Genomic DNA, 14478 nt, shown 5'->3' with positions numbered 1-14478 from the left:
AAATATGTTTAGTACCTTAACATATGATGTAACAAAAAAAAGCTTCCGGAAATCCGGAAGCCGCTCACAATTACTAATGTCATTTATATTACTTCTGAAAGGCAAACGCCAATGCAGAATAGGTGTTGTTTTGTTTCAGGAAAGATGCCGGTAAATATACTTTCACCTTATCCCCTTCTTTTTTCCACTTCACCGTTGCCCCTGTACTGAGAAGTTTCACACGTGATCCAGCTGCGGGTATATTTCCAGTCCATTCAACGGTTGCTGGTATAGCTTGTCCTTCTTTCAATTTAACCAAGGCAAAGATGCTATTGTCTTTACCGGCTGTGAAATATGTATCACGGTCCTTATCATAATAATAATCCGTAGTACGCGTATTATAAATAGCACCTCCATTCACGCTTAGCCATTGTCCAATTTCTTTCAGACGTTGAACTTGCATATCGTTGAAAGTTCCGTCTGTTCCAGGACCAACCCCGAGTAATAAACTTCCTCCCTTCGCTACGATTTCAATCAATGAATGAATTACTCTGGTGCTGGACTTATAGTTTTCGTTCGGTACATAGCCCCAGGCATTCCCCAGTGTAATACAGCTCTCCCAGGGATGGTCCAGCTTTTCTTTTGGTATACTCTGCTCGGGTGTTTGATAATTTTCATATGGACCGTGTACTGTGCGATCCACAACTAAAAGTCCAGGTTGTGCTTTGCGTGCCATGGAAGCAATGCGCGGCATATCTATATCCTGACTCCATGCCGGTATAGCTGCACCCCATGCTCTTACTTCGTCCGTTACGGTTTCAAGTGGGCGCACCCAACCGCCATCCAGCCATAGTATATCTATCTTTCCATATTCGTTCATTAACTCACCAATCTGGTTATACGTAAAATCCTTGAATTTATTCCAGCGCCACGGATTCTTCCTGATGTCATAATTTACATTGCGATCTGCCGTTGCATTCCGTGGCCACCAATAATATTCAGAATGCCAGTCTGGTTTTGAATAGTATGCTCCGATCATCATTCCTTGCTTACGGAAAGATTCAAATACATACTTGGCAACATTCGCTTTGGGGTGGTTTGCAAACGGCCCATTCGTAATTTTAAAGTCCGTCTGTTTTGTATCGAACATATTGAAACCATCATGATGCTTCGTGGTGAACACCACATAACGCATGCCCGCATCTTTCGCAGCTTGTGACCACTGATCAGGATTAAAATTTACCGGATTGAATTTCTTGCTCAATCCCCAATACCATTTCTTGTAATCATCATATGCAATCGTGCTATCACGACTGATCCAATCTTCAGAACAAAGCTCCCATGACTCAATGATTCCAGGAACAGCATACAGCCCCCAATGAATGATCATTCCAAATTTCTGATCACGCCATGTTTCAAGTTTTTCTTTTACCAACGGGTCTGAAGGCCATTGATACGTGGTGGATTGCTGATGGACGTTGCCTTGGGCGTGAGTGTATTGCACACACACCATCATGACAAGGGCAACTATACCATATGTGTATATCGATTTTCTTTTCATAGTCTTACGTGCACCTGTTGATTAAAAGTTGAATAGCCTTTTCATACTTAAAGACTTGTATTCACGCGAATCTAACAGGAAACGTAAAACTATGCTAAATCTACCCTTGCTTGCAGAAAAACAATGACAACTATTTTACGACAATGCGTTTGTAAAGCGTTTCATGCCCGGCTTCCAATACAAGGAAGTAAATGCCGGAAGGAATACTTTGCAACGCAGTCTGAATCGTATAGGCCGAAGTATCTGTTATGGTTTCCCTAAAGACGTTTTTGCCGGATGTACTGATCAAGCGAAGTCTCCCGTTCACAGATTCCGAAAACTCAACTTGCACAGTAAACTCACCATTGTTCGGATTCGGAAATATATCAAAGCGCTGTACAAGTTTTGCTCCTTGTCTCCCCCCTGTGGCAGGCTGACCTTCCATGATTGTGATACTCTTTGTATAATTATCCATACATTCACCCAGGTGCGTGTTTAAAATAACTTCATACTCTCCCGGATTCTCAAATATTATTTCAGCATATACATCATCGCTGTTAATTATTTTAGCTTCTGCAGGGATTGACCAGTCGATCGCTTCAGGTATAGGCCAGCTTACATCAATCAATATCACGGTATCACCAGCATAAGCCTCTGCTGCCATGAGGAAATCTGCTTGCAACAGATCGTTGGAAGTAGACAACACAAAGCTATCGAGGGCTTCACAACCGTTCTGGGTTATGACTTTCAAAGTATACTTTGCAGGAATTGTTAATATAACTTCTCTATCTGAATTCGTGTAGCCCGCATCTGAAGTCCAAAGATAAGTTGCATTGTCCTCTTGTGCCCTCACACTTAGCTTTTGCCCCACGCAAATTGTGCGATCACCACCGGCATCCACTACAAATAACGGAGGATCGGGTAACACTATATCCTGAATCAATTTACAATTCTTACTGTCTGTTACCGTAATCTGATATGTACCAGCCTTAATTCCAATTAATGATGTAGCTGTACTTCCTGTCGACCATATATAGTTATAACCACCCGCGTTACCACCCGATGCAACGATCGATATACCACCATCAGCATTACCGGTACATAACGGCATTGTATTTATATACTCTACAGCGATGGCTGACGGGAATGCTACATTAAAAACTTGCTTGCCGCGACAACCTTTGGAATCCAGCACTTCGACCCAATGCTCACCTCCGGTTACGTTCGTAATTCCTGTTGTAGTTGCTTGTGTATCCCATTGTATACTATAAGGAGGAAGACCCTCGCTAACACTTATAGCGATTTCTCCATCATTGCTTTCAAAACAGGTAAGTCCTTTTAGCAACTGCTGCGCAATCTTAGGACCATCCGAGTCGTTAATGATCACTGCTATATTTGTTACGCAGCCATTACCATCTTGTACTACTGCTTTATAATCACCACTGGCCAGTGATGGTATTGCACTCTCTTCTCCGATCTCTGCATTCGTGACATCGAACCAGCTATACTGATAGTTGCCTGCTCCACCACTTGCGCCAACTTCGGCACTGCCGTTTGCTGCACCGCATGAAGTATCTACTTTCTTGCTCAGCGCTAATACAAGCAGCGGTGGCTCTGTCAATGTATGATTTACAGTATTACTCACACATCCATTCCCATCACGCATATGTATAGTATATCCTTGTGCTTTCAATCCGTCAAACAAATCTTCATCTTGCCAGGTGCTGCCATCAAGTGAGTATTCATAGTAGCCCACGCCTCCCTGGGCAACGCCCTGCAGTTCTCCATTCGAACCGCTATAGCATGATATATTTTTAAAGATCCCCAAAGACAGTGCTACAACGGTGGGTTCAGTTACAGAAATGTTAAGTGATGATGCTTTGCAGCCATGGGCATCTGTCACATGTACATCATAGTTACCTGCAACGAGGTTTGCTATATCTTCCTGTATACTTGTCGTTGACCATGCATACGTGAAAGGTCCCGTTCCTCCCAGCACCGTAAGATCGATGGCCCCGTCTGTTGAACCCTTGCATGACACACCGTAACCGGAATGGTTCAACACAGTAGGCTGCAATGTAAGAACTGCCGGCTGTTGAAGATCATAATCAAAACTTTTCAAACAGCCTTTGGAATCTTTAATTTCCACAGTATATAGATTGTCCGTAAGGCCCGCTATATCTTCTGTAGTAGCATTGGTAGACCATTTAAATGTATAGGGTCCTGTACCGCCACCCGGTGTCAGGTTCAACGCACCATCTGTATCTCCATTGCAACTGATGGGATTTGATATTGCAAATGTACCCGTAATGGCAGGACGTGACGGAAGGAAATAAGGAGCCGTTACTTTACAACCCTGAGCATCTTTGGTGTACAACGTATAGCTACCGGAAGCAAGTCCTGTAAACTGTATGGTAGCAGTCTCCGGTATATAATTAGTATCATCAATAGAATATGTATGCGTTCCTGTACCACCTGTGGAAGGAAGAAGGCTGATCATACCATCCAGTATTTCAGGACAACTCTGCGGTGAGTTGCCGATCGTTGAAAATACAATGGCCGAAGGTTGATTAATGGTTTCTGTAGATACAGTCTTTACACATTGATTCTTATCACGGATTATAACACTATACGAAGCTGCCGATAAATTTTTGAATTCCGGATCAGCCTGATACGAAGCGCCGTTATTATTGGAATACTCAAGTGGGGCTGTGCCTCCTGCTCCTCCAATCACCTTTAACGAGCCCGTAGGTATACCGTTGCAAACAAGATCAACCTTGTCCACACCTGTAAACACTATATCTGCTGGTTGTGTGAGTGTGAAAGGATCAAGTTGTGTCTGGCAGCTATTTGCATCCGTGATCCGGATGGTATAGGCCAGATTTGCAGACAGTGTTCCTATAACCGGTGAACGATCTGCACCTGAAGCTGATACCGCAGCACTATTCAACGTATAACTAAACGGTGCTGCTCCATAATTCACTTGTAAAGAAACCGAACCGTTGGCCCCATTATAACATGTTGGATCTTTCAGCGTAACAAAATCAGCAGATAACGCTTCAGTTGCCGGTGTCTGCTTCAACTCTATATCTGCAATCGGTGCATCCGTATCACAGCCATTGCTGTCCTTAACCTTTAATACATATGTATTCGCCGTAAGGTTTGTAAAGGTAGGTGGAGCATTGACATCCGGGGCTCTGTCTACATTGTTAATGTTATAGGTATATGGACCTGTGCCTCCAGACACCGAGAATGAAATCTGACCACTATTCCCTCCGTAACAAATGATATGATTACCACTTCCGTTGGGTGTATTCGGCGATGCTGAAGCTGTAAATGCTCCTGGCGCTCCGATCTCATGAACAACAGCTTGTGTGCAGGGATTCGTTATGCCTTGATTCTCTACTTTAATCTGATATATACCGGTCGTCAAATTATCAAATGTAACAGCGTCTGTACCCGGCCCGGTTTTATTATAGGTTGCAGTTCCAGGACAATACTCAACACCATTATGGGTTATACGGGTCTCCACAGGACAATCTACCCCGGCCCCGGCATTGCGAGGAACAAGCTTTGTTACACTGTATACATATGTAGCGGCAGAGCCGGTAATTGTTGGGATAGTTAATGTGCCCGTTGCGGGTTTGGCAGTACAATGTGGTGGGGAGGACGTGACCGCGTCGTTCATTACTGGCGAAAGCGGGTTCAAATAATACGGAGCTGTCCATGCGGTGGTAAGGCCGGGATATACACTATAGTATGTATGCGTACAGGGCGTGCTCATATAGTCAAGCTTTCCCCTATATACTATATATTTTCCTGTATACGTAGCATAATCGGCCCCCAATCCGGTTTTTATATTAAAAGTCCCTGTTCCTCCGGGATATGGACCTGAGTTGCTGCCATAGTGATAATATATACTCTTGATATTTGAAACCGTACCTGTGCCTGGATCAAATATGCCGGCCTCTACATAATAACTTCCATACTGTTCCATAGCGCCAACGTTGACCTGTACGTTGTCTGTTAAACAACTCGGCGCTGCTCCCATTGACAGAGGCGCAATTTCAAGAGGTTCCAGATAAACATTAAAAGATATACCATGCCCGGTATTTACACCGGAGCTATAGCTATACGTACCTCCACAACCCTCTGTATTGGTAAGGGCCAAATTTACCGTATAGGTTCTCGTTCCACTGGAACTTCCGGAACACCTATATTGTCCAAAAAAGTTAAGAGACACTAAATCAGGTAAAGGTCCAACGACTTGACCTACTTCAAAAAAATTATTAGAGTTAACGCCGTCAGGCACGTTGTAGGTTGTGTTACCAACTTTTACTTTCATACCAATCATGGTAAGGGTATAGCACCATAGTTCCGAATTATTCCTGCCAAACCAGACCCTTACTCTATACTTGGTAATCGCCTGCCCTTGCACTTCTGCAGCAAACAGGCCTAACAGACCAATGAGAACAACCAATATTTTTTTCATATTCATACCTGAATAATTTTTTCAAAAACTAACACCAACTTCTTTACTAAAGGGAGTTTCAGTCCCATCCTTAAAAATTACTTTAATTCTATATTGATAGGATGTCGCCATTTTCACCTGCGCATCATTGAATCCACGACTTGTTGCTGGCAATGATTTATATAGTGACAAAGGTTCGCCTGCAGAACTTCGATAGATGCAAAACTTTTGAATGTTATTCCAGGAAGGATATTCCCATCCCAACGCTATTTTCATTCCGGTCCTATCGGGAACCGCTGTTAACGTACTGATCTGAAGATGATCCGTTTCTGCCTGAGTTCGTATCATGATGTCTTTTGAGACAACCGATTTGTTGCCGGCCGCATCAACGGCTATAATTCTATATTGATATTGCGTTGAAGGCTGAACACTCTTGTCTTGAAACGTCACAGTATCAACCGGAAAATTTCTCAGCGGTTGCCAGCTACCTGTTCCTTCTTTACGGTATAGCAGCTGTTCCTTTACATCGTTGCTGCTGCTCCTCTTCCACTCCAGCTTAACACGTTTATAGCTATTCAGGATATTCGTAAACACGGGCGGAACCGGTGCAATTTTATCAGGTTTGTCCAATTCAAGTATGGTCGAAAATTTTGACTCATTATACCGGGTGTCCAATGCAGTAATTTTGTAGTATACTTTTTTATCGAGTGATAATACATTGATGGTATCCTGATAGTTAGCCCCCTTTAGAAACGTGTGAGTAACCTGGGAATACTCGGATGATTTATAGTTCGATCGGTACACGCGATATCCTACAAGATCGTCCTCGGTATTCGCACGCCATTGTAGTCGCACCATGCCGGCTGTGTCAACAATACCGGTAAGACCAAGCGGAGAAGATGGCGGTATACTATCTTCCAACTGTACCAGAACCGGAAAAGAGTTGATAGTTTGTCCATCGCTGGTAAAGGCAGACACCATGTAATAATTTGTAGGGCGCGGAGACGCATCCGTAAAATTTGAATTCGATGATGCTATATTATCCTTTACAACCTCATATTTACCCGTTACCGAATTAGACCTGAAAAGTTTGAACTTTGTTACTTCACCCTGTTTACTCTGGGGCTCAAGTGTCCATTCAACCCGTATCTGTTGATTATTGATTACCTCTGAACGGTTAATTTGAACCTGGAAGCTACTCTTCCCTTTCCCCATCCCGGATATAGTCTCAGATGGCGGTCCTTTTTCTCCAAATGCATCTATACCAATTACACGGTACACATAACGTTTATTATTTTGTGCTAAAGAGTCCGACCTATACATGTAGGGTGAACTTTGAGTTCTCTCCGGCATGGTCATAACAAAAGGAAGTTTATTAATCGGATTAAAACTCTTTCCTTCGTCTTCAGACTTTTCTACTATATAGCTGTTATAAATCCGTTCATGGTATACTTTGTTCCAACTCAAGCTTACAACTTTATCCGAAAAAGTAGCTTTGAGATCCAGCGGCTGTGGTAGCTCATATTTTTCATCTGTCCCGATGTATACAAAACCAGTATCAATTTTGATCGGCAATGCCTTGCTCGGATATATTCTATATAGATATCGTTCTCCAGGTCGCACTGCACCGTCTTCAAAACCAAGCGCGGCTGCTTTCGCTACTTCAAAAGATTGATCTGCTACAAACAATAAAAAAGAAAAACGCAATTCCTGTTGCTTCGACATATTCATCATCTCCACAACATCACTGTTACCTTTCTTTTGATTAATAACCGAGAAGTCGTCACCATATAATGATTGAGCTCCTATAGCAAAGTAATCATCATTCTCAACTCTTGGCTGCCATGCTGATGCGGGCCAGGGTTTCAATGGTTGACTGGTGAGCTTCAGACGCTCTGGCAATGGGAGTATAGTATTGTTTCGTGATATCGTTATTCTTTCGATCGTCACTCCATTTTTTACAAGGTATTGCCAGGCCACATCATTGTCCGGACCCCAGCGCAGCTGTATCTTGTCCTTTGAAGGTTTCGCTATAACATAGATCTTACCACGCTGCTGCTGTGAAAACGTTGGAGTTACTCCTGCCAGAAGGAGTGACATTATTAATATATAGTATATACGCAATTTCATTCTTGATCGCATTATGGCTTAATGGTATTACTCATCTGTACAACTTGTTCGGAGGTCACGATGTCTTTGCCTGGCAAAACATACTGCACTTTGACGGCATAGTTTCCGTCGGATAGTATCGGGAAAGGTGACAGCAACAGCGACTTCACGCGCTCACTCGCAACACCTGTATTTATATACTTGTTTACCATCCGGCTCTGAATGTCCCGGAAATCATACTCCAGGTAATGTGCTGCATTGTAAACAAAGGCTCCTTCATTTGTGCTGAAGCTGAACGTTTTTGCCTGGACATCGCTATCCGTCATAACTATGTTCGATGGATATTGACGGATGTAGGACACATTCTTTACAGGGGGTACACCAATCTCCTCCGGATTGCGCCACGTAATAACCCCTATATTTTCAAGTGGATAACCTTCATAGATCAACGGATATACCTGGTTTTCATAGTAGTTATTATTCGCCATGATCGCTTCGAAACGTATCAGTGCTTTCGTACCATTATTGTCACCATATATTTCCGATTGACTGAAGACTTCATTTGCATTTACCGTTACACCCAGTTCATGAACATAATTACGGATTTGCCTTCTCCACGCTGGTGAGTATTGAAGACCATTAATTTTTTGTGCGAATGTTCCATACTGACTGGTTCTGAAGTTTGTCTGGAAGAATGTCTTTTCCTGTAAGATCTCTAATGTACCTTCTGCTTTTTTGCCTTTCAACTCAAGGTCAACATTTTGATCACCCCCCACTTTTGCAACATTTTCAGAAACGTTTTTATCAACCGATGTTGTTGCATTGGCAGGAAGATTTACTAGCTCCAGCGAATATAGCTGACTGTTCTCAAGTGCTTTCGGTATATCGAAGGTTACCTCTCCGGATTGATATTGAATATCCACCAGAGTTGTAGTGCCGTTGGCAATCATCCGGCCTTTTTGTTTCCATTTGCTATCCAGATTAAAGAGATACGGCTGATCCTTTTTTAATTTGATATACCCTTTATTATGTTCCTGGGTATAGAAGTTTACATGATTCAATTGAGGGTAGCTATAGGCAACGTTGTTCAACGGTATATAATCCGGAGCCGCGCCTGTAGTAAAGCTGCTTTCCATCGTGTGAACAACTTTCTTTCCTTCTACAATCACCGGTTTCCAGATACCACTTGCAAACTCTTCGAAGCTAACTTGTACCAACGCTTTTAATTCTTTCTGCGGTGGAAGCGTTTCAAATGAGTTGAATGCTGCTACATCCAGATTTTCGTTCCACTCAACAGAGCCTGGAATTTCACGCGTGCCTTCCTTCACACCAAAGTACTCGAGCTTAACACGGAACGATTTAGGTTGTTCATCTATATCTACCAGATTAAACTGCTTTCCGACAGCAAAGTTAAATACCGCCTGCGGAGCATTGAATACATCTATATCTTTCACACCATTATCCGGTGTTAACTGTGCAATTACCTTTATATCTTCGACTACGCTTCCTTCACGTTCGATTTCACACTTATCTCCAAGTGTTACCTGGAATTTACATTGTCCGCGAACCAAACCGCCCAGTACACTGAAGTGTCCTCCTACGGTACCTTGCATCCATATAGGGTTTGGCAACTGTGCCTGTAAAAGAACCGCTGCACCTATGCTGAGAATACTAATGTTCCTTTTAAATCCGAATACTTTAACACGAATCCCTACATCACCATCGAAGTAAGCATAGGATTGTCCATTGGCATACCAGCCATTTATACCAAGCTTACCGCTTTTGCCTTTACACTTTACATCACCGTAGTCCTTCAGCATAATGTCGAAGCCGAGTCCTGCTTCAAACTTTGCATAGAACATCAAAAAGGTTAGATTACCAGTATTGATGCTCAGTGCCGCACCAAAACCAAACCCTCCGCCAGTACCCAGTGCGTTGAGGTCTTTCATGTAATCATAGTCCCCTCCTCCCAATATGCGTGTAACAGCTTCTGGTGGTGGTGGACTATCCAGTATTTTCGAGCCTACCATGAAGTAGCTTGTCGCACTGGCCCGAATCGAACCAATGCCCAAACTTATACCGATCCTGTCAGAAGGTGTACCTACATATATATACCATTCATCTGGAGCAAAGTGTAATACCGACCATCCAGCCCTTCCGTTGGGGCCAACTCCCTTTATCAGACCACCCGCTACATTTACCCACACTTCGAACGTTCCGTGCAATACTCTATTTTCGAAATCATAGTCAATCATCACCTTCGCGGATATCTGACCTTTGTCTCCGGCCTTATCACCAATTTCTCCAAAAATTTTCGTCATCGAATTTTCACTGCCTGCACTCTTTACAAGACCGAGACTGGCATCTGACATTTTACCTTCGAGCTCTTTTACAGCGCCTACCATTTTGCTGGCGGCTCCTTTCATTTTGTCCAAGTTGAGATCAAGCCCCGGTGTTACGAGGTATCCATTGCCACCGAAAGCTATATGCCTTACACCCCCTCCTTTGAAAAAGGATATTTCGAAGGTTACATCTGCATTGAAGGCTTCAGGCTTCGGATAAGATGCAATGTTTATAATGGCTTTCAAGCCTAATCCTGCTTTTGAATCCGGCACATATACCACACCAGAAGAGGTTCTTCCAAGATCACTGCCAATGCCTTGATTATCCATCTTCATGGCGTAATATGCTCCTCCACCAAATCCATATATACCTACGCCCGTGAAGATTGGTATGCCAGAAGGGAAGTTTACCATGGCATCAGCATACCAATAGCGCATACCCGTTACGCTGCCAAAGATGGCATTTGCAGAAACTTTTATACCGGGCGTAAATTCCGCTTTAACAGATCCGTTAAAGCCATCACCATACATCACATCGTTGCGATAGAATTTTAATCGTCCATTGATCTTGAAAGCACCTCCATCAATATCAACTCCAATCTCGTTTACAAGTATGGTTTTATACTTCCAGCTTTGAAGTCCCTTGTCTGAGTTTATGTTGCCCACCAGTGTAAGACCGGCATCTGCTGCAAACGAGCCGGCACTCTCTCCAACCAGGTTTAGCTTCAATTTGAAATCCAATCCTACCTCAGTGTCCGATATACTTCTCAAGCCTATATCTTGTATACTTATCGGGAACCCAGCCATCTTTTGCTGCAACGCTTCGGAACCGAATGAGAAGGAACCAACTTTAATATAGGGTTTAACCGACTGTATCTCCAGATTCTCGAATGTTATATTCGCGAGTTCAACACCTTGTCCACCTTCGCTCAGCTTGGCCGCTATACTCATCTCGCCATGCAGATTTGCCTTCGGCAGAAACTTGCCATCCTGTATCTTAATCTCCAGATAGGAAGCATCATATATCTGTACTTTACCAGCTCCCCATAGCGGGAAGGTCATGTTGCTTGCAGGAGAAACATTAAAGAGATAATTACCCCCCGTGCTAATGAGTGCAGAGTAATCAAATGGCTGATCCTCTTTTCCTATAGGTATAACAAGTCCGCCTGAGAAACCGGCTTGTACAATTTGATTTGCGCGAAGCTCTATGGCGAGTGAGTCGAGTGAGAACGCCCAACCGTTCATGTCGCCTTGATTTAACGGAATTAAGTTGGTTCCGGTAAATTTACCAGTGATCCCCATGTTGTCGATGAGAACATTCTCGGCAGAAAAAGTAGTGCGGGTTGTTGCTCCTTTCTTTTGTAACTCCGGTGGAAGACTAACCGTAAGCTGACGCAGATAAAATCCGCGCCATAAGTTCGGGTTGTCCGGTAAAAATTGAGTTGACTCATAACCAGTCGGAAAAACTACAGCCGGTGCGTTGCGCAGATCGCTGAAATCGAAAACAGCATCACGTACACTAAAGCCTACACCATTTAAGCCTGTTACCTGGAAAGGCGGAAGATCGATTTGTACTACAAGGTCATTCCATCCGCTCAATACAGTTTTGAAACTTGTCTGCACATTGCCAGCGCCTATACTTCCATTCGCATTCTCCGGACGAATAAGATCGCGTGAGAATTTTACTTCTGCATCCAATGACAACTCGCGGAAGCCGTCACAGTCCATCACAGCATATGTACCCTGTCCTGTGGATGTACCTTTGAGTATAAGTTGTACTTTGTCACCATTGAAATTTATAGCGTAGTCACCAAGCAATTCAAGTTTAGCATCACCTACAATACCAGCATTCTTTGAAAACTTAATGCCACGTGCCATGAATGTAAGCACCTGGTTATTCTGTGGCACTTCGAATTGCAGGAATACATCAAGCTCTGCGTAGGCTGGCTTTAGCCTGATTGCGTTGATGGCTATATCATAGTTTACGCCGCCTACACTTTTAGATATACCAACCGGCAACTCTACTTTACTTGCCTGATCGATGTTGGTTATGAAATTTTGCGTCTCGCGGATTTTTGCAAATAATGTACGCGCCAGATCTATATACCGTTGAATGGAGTCGTTCGAAGCAGCAGCAGGTGATATACCTTCTTCAAGTATATCTGCTGGCTCATCGAATAAGTAATTATCAGCCGTTACCGGTCGGATCACGAACACTGAATCCTTTTTACTGCGTAACAAGCTATCTGCCGGGCTAGTGGTTGCCCATACAGATGTACCTGCTATCAGAATAATCAGGAGAAAAAAATACTTCTTCAAACTCTTAACTTCCATTACGTACATATCGATACTATTTACCTAACTTCATTTGATCTTGATCAATCTTCACACTATCCGGTCCTCAGTAATTGCTCTTTAGGATTGTATATTCTTTGTTCTTTTTAAACCATTCGCGCACGGTTGTCAGTGCGGCCTTATAATCTTTAGTGTTTATGTCGCCACTGGCATCAAGTGTCAATGGATAATTCGCAACGGCTATAGCCAGCATTTCCATAACCCGATAAGCACATGGAATTTTAGCATCGTATTCAGCGTTGGCAGATTCACAATTCTTTGCATCATTGTTCAACGCTTCAATCAGTAAGTCATATACTGCACGCTGGCGTGTATATACCAGGTCGGGGAATATTTCGTATACCACCTCATCGTTCACGGGTAACTTCTTCACTCGTGTCATCACACTTTCAATCGCATATGAATCATCCATACGCGCCAATGCCAGCAATGCCGACCATCGATCTTTTTTGAGAGCAGTACTTTGCTGTGATAACACACGCAGATCATTCTGCGCTTGCTTTATTTCAAGGAAACCTATCAGACGAATCAGTTCATCGTAGTGAGGTGTTTTACGTCTCAACAACGCAAGCAATGTATCTTTTGTAACTGTAGTGAAATCTTCTTTTCTAAAGCCAGTGAGATAGCCTAACGCCTGACCTGCATTACCAGAGTCGCGGTCTTTTATACCTTCGACTAATTTAACAACAGCATCCTCGCGCAAATTATCCTGTCGCACCGTACCACCGGCCAATTGTACTATAGCATACGCTTTCGCCCGTACAACTGCAGCGCTATCTTTCAGATATGGCGACAGCAACGACAATGTAGTTTTAGCATTCTCCGGCTGAAATAAATTCTTGGGTATAGATTGATATTTACCTGCACGTACTTCGGTGAAGTAGGCGGTGAGTGTTTTTTTAGTGTCTTGACTCCTTACCAAAGGAGAAAACAATAAAAAAACTAAAGTAAATAGAGTATACTTATTAAAAACTATCATGCTTACTTCATTCAAGGGAATAAACAACATATTCATCCATTTTCACATAAGGCAAATCATTGTGCGGGGATATAATAACTAGCTTATTCCATAACTTCCAATCACCCTTTAGTATTCCCACATTTGTTAATTCGTGATGCTCAAGCATGGCCTTAATAAAATATTCCGGCAATGTCAGATTTATACTTCTTGGAATTTCGTCTTTGAATAAAAGAACATCGCAGTCTACATTGCCATCTGTAATTTTAAATGTAAAAAATCCACGATCCCAGGTACTCTCATATAAAGGATCTCCATCCTCGTCCCTTGCCGTTGGTCCATTGGGAAATTCCTGTTCGTAAATAAAAGACATCATTCGTTCGTTGACCCACTGAGGGAATACCCTAGCAGAATCTAACTTATCTTTTTTATATTGCTCATCTTCCCATGCATACTTAATTGACGGCTCCTCGTTTTTACGTATATACAGTTCGACTTTATTGAAGCGTTTTGATAAATTTCCCTTAACCTCATCGAAGTATGAATTTATCTTCTTTCTGACTTCACGTGGTAATGGCGCATTTTCCCGAATTCCTCTAGTAATAATATATCCTTGAGAAGAGGAGCTACCTGCTTCAGTATAGCTTATTGTAAACCCTGCCTCATCAATCTCAACTTTACCAAACTCACCTCTAAATAAGTCTAATATATCCTGTTCCATTCT

Annotated in this window: 6 protein-coding genes; all 6 read right to left on the bottom strand. The window is 42.8% G+C overall.

The features are described 5' to 3' along the window. Positions 1 to 88 precede the first annotated feature (88 nt). The 6 genes from B5Y40_RS05455 to B5Y40_RS05430 all read right to left on the bottom strand — a co-directional run bounded on the left by B5Y40_RS05455 (position 89) and on the right by B5Y40_RS05430 (position 14475). Positions 89 to 1540 (bottom strand): alpha-L-fucosidase, encoded by a 1452-nt coding sequence (locus B5Y40_RS05455; RefSeq protein WP_079685672.1) that lies wholly within the window; start codon positions 1538 to 1540, stop codon positions 89 to 91. Between the two features lie 130 nt (positions 1541 to 1670). Continuing rightward, complete coding sequence (locus B5Y40_RS05450) at positions 1671 to 6011, bottom strand: T9SS type A sorting domain-containing protein (RefSeq protein WP_221408871.1); 4341 nt, start codon at positions 6009 to 6011, stop codon at positions 1671 to 1673. 21 nt (positions 6012 to 6032) lie between these two features. After that, the gene (locus B5Y40_RS05445) at positions 6033 to 8090 is read right to left on the bottom strand and encodes a fibronectin type III domain-containing protein (protein WP_079685670.1); all 2058 of its coding nucleotides are present in this window, start codon (positions 8088 to 8090) and stop codon (positions 6033 to 6035) included. Between the two features lie 41 nt (positions 8091 to 8131). Further along, entirely contained in the window at positions 8132 to 12784 is a 4653-nt protein-coding gene (locus B5Y40_RS05440) for a hypothetical protein (protein ID WP_143785620.1), read from the bottom strand. 58 nt (positions 12785 to 12842) lie between these two features. Beyond that, on the bottom strand, positions 12843 to 13718 hold the full coding sequence (locus tag B5Y40_RS05435) for a hypothetical protein (RefSeq protein WP_143785619.1): 876 nt from the start codon (positions 13716 to 13718) through the stop codon (positions 12843 to 12845). A gap of 64 nt (positions 13719 to 13782) precedes the next feature. Then, positions 13783 to 14475 carry a hypothetical protein gene (locus B5Y40_RS05430; protein ID WP_079685667.1) on the bottom strand — a complete coding sequence of 231 codons (693 nt, stop codon included), beginning with the start codon at positions 14473 to 14475 and terminating at the stop codon, positions 13783 to 13785. Positions 14476 to 14478 lie beyond the last annotated feature (3 nt).

The sequence above is a fragment of the Ohtaekwangia koreensis genome (genome assembly GCF_900167975.1).
In the GTDB taxonomy this organism is placed as follows: domain Bacteria; phylum Bacteroidota; class Bacteroidia; order Cytophagales; family Cyclobacteriaceae; genus Ohtaekwangia; species Ohtaekwangia koreensis.
This window is presented reverse-complemented; position numbering and strand designations above follow the sequence as displayed.